Origin of the sequence: Amycolatopsis sp. (assembly GCF_035276945.1) — a bacterium.
Taxonomy (GTDB): Bacteria; Actinomycetota; Actinomycetes; order Mycobacteriales; family Pseudonocardiaceae; genus Amycolatopsis_E.
Genome location: NZ_DATELF010000030.1, coordinates 1 through 3,795, shown reverse-complemented (window position 1 = coordinate 3,795; position 3,795 = coordinate 1). Strand labels below are relative to the sequence as shown.

General features: G+C 67.7%; 2 protein-coding genes and 2 pseudogenes. All 4 read right to left on the bottom strand.

Annotated features, from left to right (window positions below):
• Positions 1-259: pseudogene (locus VJT49_RS04135) on the bottom strand (hypothetical protein); the annotation flags it as partial.
• Between the two features lie 56 nt (positions 260-315).
• On the bottom strand, positions 316-1,155 hold the full coding sequence (gene istB, locus VJT49_RS04130; RefSeq protein WP_324163328.1) for an IS21-like element helper ATPase IstB: 840 nt from the start codon (positions 1,153-1,155) through the stop codon (positions 316-318).
• Positions 1,152-2,750 (bottom strand): IS21 family transposase, encoded by a 1,599-nt coding sequence (gene istA / locus VJT49_RS04125; RefSeq protein ID WP_324163329.1) that lies wholly within the window; start codon positions 2,748-2,750, stop codon positions 1,152-1,154. The genes istB and istA overlap by 4 nt, the downstream gene beginning before the upstream one ends.
• A 739-nt stretch (positions 2,751-3,489) precedes the next feature.
• A pseudogene (locus VJT49_RS04120) lies at positions 3,490-3,795 on the bottom strand (short-chain dehydrogenase); the annotation flags it as partial.

Genomic DNA, 3,795 nt, shown 5'->3' with positions numbered 1-3,795 from the left:
CCAGCATCCCCGAGACCATGCCTACGCCGACACCGGTCGCGATACCCGTCAGCAGGCCCAGCCCGGCCAGCCGGTTCTGTTTGTCCTCGCCCCCGCCCGGCACCGGCAGCCCGGACCGGTTCGCCAACTCGTCGACCGCCTGCTGCGGGGTTTCGCTCGCTGGCCGAGCCCGCACCGCCATGTCCAGGTACGTCGTGGCGTTCAGCGCTGTCGTGCCGGCCGCGCCGGCGAGGGCTCCCTTGAGCAGTGCTCGAATCATGCTGACCTCCTTGCCCGGGTCACTACCCAGCCCCGACCAGGACCAAACTGGCGGTGTCAACCTGATTTGGCCCCGGCGTGACGGTTTGAACTGGCTCCGGTTGTGCGTGCGTGGCGGGCGTGTGCGAGCCGGTATGACACGGTGCCGGTTTCGATGATCTGTCCGGCGAAGGTGAGTCGGTCGACGATGGCAGCGCAGAGCCGCGGGTCGGTGAAGGTTTTGGTCCACCCGCTGAAGGGTTCGTTGGAGGCGATGGCGATCGCTGATCGCTCCTCCCTCTCGGTCAAGACCTGGAAGGGCAGTTCGGCGCCGCGGCGGTCGAGTTCCATGTATCCAAGTTCATCGAGACAGAGGAGATCGACCCGTCCGTAGCGGGCGATGGTTTTGGACAGCTGCTTGTCGTCGGCGGCCTCGACCAGCTCGTTCACGAGCTTGGAGGCGAGGGTGTAGCGGACTCGGTGGCCGGCTTCGGCGGCGGCGGTGCCGAGCCCGATAAGCAGATGTGATTTGCCGGTTCCGGAATCACCTATCAAACAAAGGGGATGCCCGGCCTTGACCCAGGCGCAGGTGGCGAGTTGGTGGATCACGGCCGGGTTCACCGAGGGGTTGGCGTGGAAGGAGAACTCTTCGATGCGTTTGTCGCGGGGGAAGCCGGCGTCGTGGATGCGCCGGGCGGCGCGGCGACGGTCCCGGTCGTCGCATTCGGCCATGACCAATTCGGCGAGGAAGCCGAGGTAGGACAGCTGTTCGCGTTGCGCGGCGGCGGCGGTCTGTTCGAATCGGTCGCGGATGGTGGGCAGCCGCAGCACTCTTGTGCCGGAGTCGATCGCGGCGATCGCGGCGTGTTCGGTGACACCACGCCGGGTGGCCGGCGCGGTCTTGGTGGTCACGCTCATGAGCTGGCCTTTCCGAGCAGGTCGTCATAGACGTCGACCGAGGGCAGCGGCCGGTCCTCGCCGGGCAGTTCGACCAGGCGGCGTGTGGTGAGGCTGATGACCTGCTGCCGGCGCGGTGTGGCTTCGACTGGTGGTGGCTGGATGCCGCGTTGCTGGGCGGCTTTGCGGGCCTCGACCGCGACGACATCGGCGCTGACCGAGCCGACCGACAACGCGGCGGTGATGCCGGCGAGCACGTCGGCGTGCTCGAGGTGACGGTGCAGCAGCAGCACCTCGATCAGCGTCCGGGTGCCGGCGGAATCGCCGAGGGCTTTGCGGGCGGCAGCCCAGAACGCCTCATGTGTTTGCGTGAACAGGCCCGACGCACGGGCCTGGGCGAGCGCGGTCGCGCCGGGCAGCGCACCGGGCTTTCGCAGCAAGATCTCCAGGTAGTGGTCCAGGTCGAGGACCTTCACGCCCTTGCCGATCGCGCGCTGGTGCCGCGCGACCACGGTGTTCCTGTCATAGGCGGTGACCGTGGAGGCGGACAGCTTGACCCGCAGCCGATGGCCGATGAACCGTGCCGGGACGCTGTATTGGTTGCAGCGCACCATCAGTTGCGCATACCGATCCACCCGCGGCGTCAACGTCAATGCCGTGTCGAACGGTTCGGCCGGCAGGGGCCGCAGCAGGGTGCGTTCGAAGGCCCAGTCGTGCCCGACGCTGCTGGTCCGGTTGCCGATGCGCCGACGGTCGTCGGCGTCGTCCCAGTCTTCGAGCAGCGCGTTGAGTTCCTCGATCGACTCAACGACGGGCATGGGCACGCAGTGGGTGCGGCGGAACCGGCCACCCTCGCCCTCCACGCCGCCCTTCTCGTGACTGCCCTCATGGCCCGGGCGGCAATAGAACGGGTCGAAACCGTAGTGGGAGCGGAACGCGGTCCACCGATCGGACTCAACCCGGGTGCGGCCGAACAGCACTCGGCTCACGGCGGGTTTGAGGTTGTCGTAGCGGATCTGCTCGGTCGGGACGCCGTCGAGGCGTTCGAAGGCGTAGACGTGGCTTTCCAGAAACGCCTCCTGCCCCTGCGATAGCGACGCCCGGTGCGCGGCCCGGCCGGAGTACGACAGCCGCATCGTGAACAGCGCGGTCTTCGTCTTGATCCCCCGCAAGATCACCCACAGGTCGTGGAAGTCGACCTCGGCTTCGGCCGCGGGCAGATGAGTCTGCGGCACAAAGCCCTCCTCCAACGGCCGGCCCGCCTCGGCGGCGATCTGCGGCCGGCGCTTACGGACGTGATCGCGCACCGTCGAGTACGACAACTCGCCCGCGTCGTGCTCGTCAACCAGCCGCGCAAGGATGCGCCGGGCCGTGTGGCGCTGCTTCTTCGGCGCGTCCAGATCACTGCGCAGCATCGCGTCGATCACCGCCTTAAACGGCTCCAACCGCGGCGAGGTGCGCGCCGGTGCCTTGCGCTGCGGCGGAACCGAGCTCGCCAACGCCTGCCGCACCGTGCGCCGGTGCACGTGATACCTGTCCGCCAGCTCGCGTATCGAGCACTCCTCGACCCGCGCATCCCGTCTGATCGCAGCGAACAACCCCACCCTCGACCCCAACCCCTCGACCCCTTCCGTGATCACCAAACCGATTGGTGATCACGGTCAAGCGGGGCCACATCAAACCGTCACAACCGCCCCGGCATGTCGGCGATGGGGCCAGATCAGACCGTCACAACAACACGCAACCGTCGTCCCCGTGGAGCCACTTCAAGCCGTCACGGTGGGGCCAACTCAGACTGTCACGGCCAACCCCACGAACCAGGTGCGTTGAGTGGTTTCGCGGATCAACCGGTGCGCTCTACCAGACGTAGTAGCCGTAACCGCTCGGGTCGCACTTAGCCATAATCTCGACGTAGCGGCGCCCGGCGGTCCGGAGGGCGCGGCCAACCCGATGCCCGGTGTTACGGAAGCTACTGCGATGGGTCCGAACCGTGTTGGCGATGCTGGTCATTTTGAGGCTCCTGGTGCGTTGTGGTCCCGCCGACGAAACACATCGTGGCGCGCGCACCGCGCACGGACAGTCACCCCGACGACAGGACACCTGTCGTGCAGGCGACAGGCCCACCGGAGCTGGAAGCAGCTGGCCGCGAGTATCGCCGAGATCCCGACCAGGTGCTGATCGCGCACCACCTCGGATGGGCCGGCGGCGCGTCGAGCGGTTTAGGCCGGGGGCCGTCTTACCGCAGGGTCGCCCGTCAGTTGGCAACGGCGCCGTGATCGTCGCCACTCGCGCTCGCCGACGGGGCCGCCGACCGGCATACGCAGGAGGTGAGGCTCGGACACTCCGGAATGGGTTTCAGGTCAGCGGCGCTGCCGTGAAGCGGGCCAACGCGTCAAGCAAGCTGTCTTGAAAGTTTGTATCGCGAACGGAAGGGTGCGGGGGGCAGAGCCGCTGGTGATACCAGTATCCGCCGCTGCTGCGGGCCTCGGGTTCGTCACTGGTGGCAAGCCATTCTTGGGTTAGGTGCCCGAGCCGGAGGTCGTCGGGAGCACCCGGTCCGCCCATCCTGGTGGGCACCCACCCGGGGTCGACGGCGTTGCTGCAGACGTCGGGCCACCGCCGGGCCACGGCCATGGCGAGGGCGGTGAGGAAGAGCTTGCT

Bases quoted from the DNA above. Each gene is read 5' to 3' on its own strand.
- istB (WP_324163328.1), bottom strand. From the start codon at position 1,155: ATGAGCGTGACCACCAAGACCGCGCCGGCCACCCGGCGTGGTGTCACC.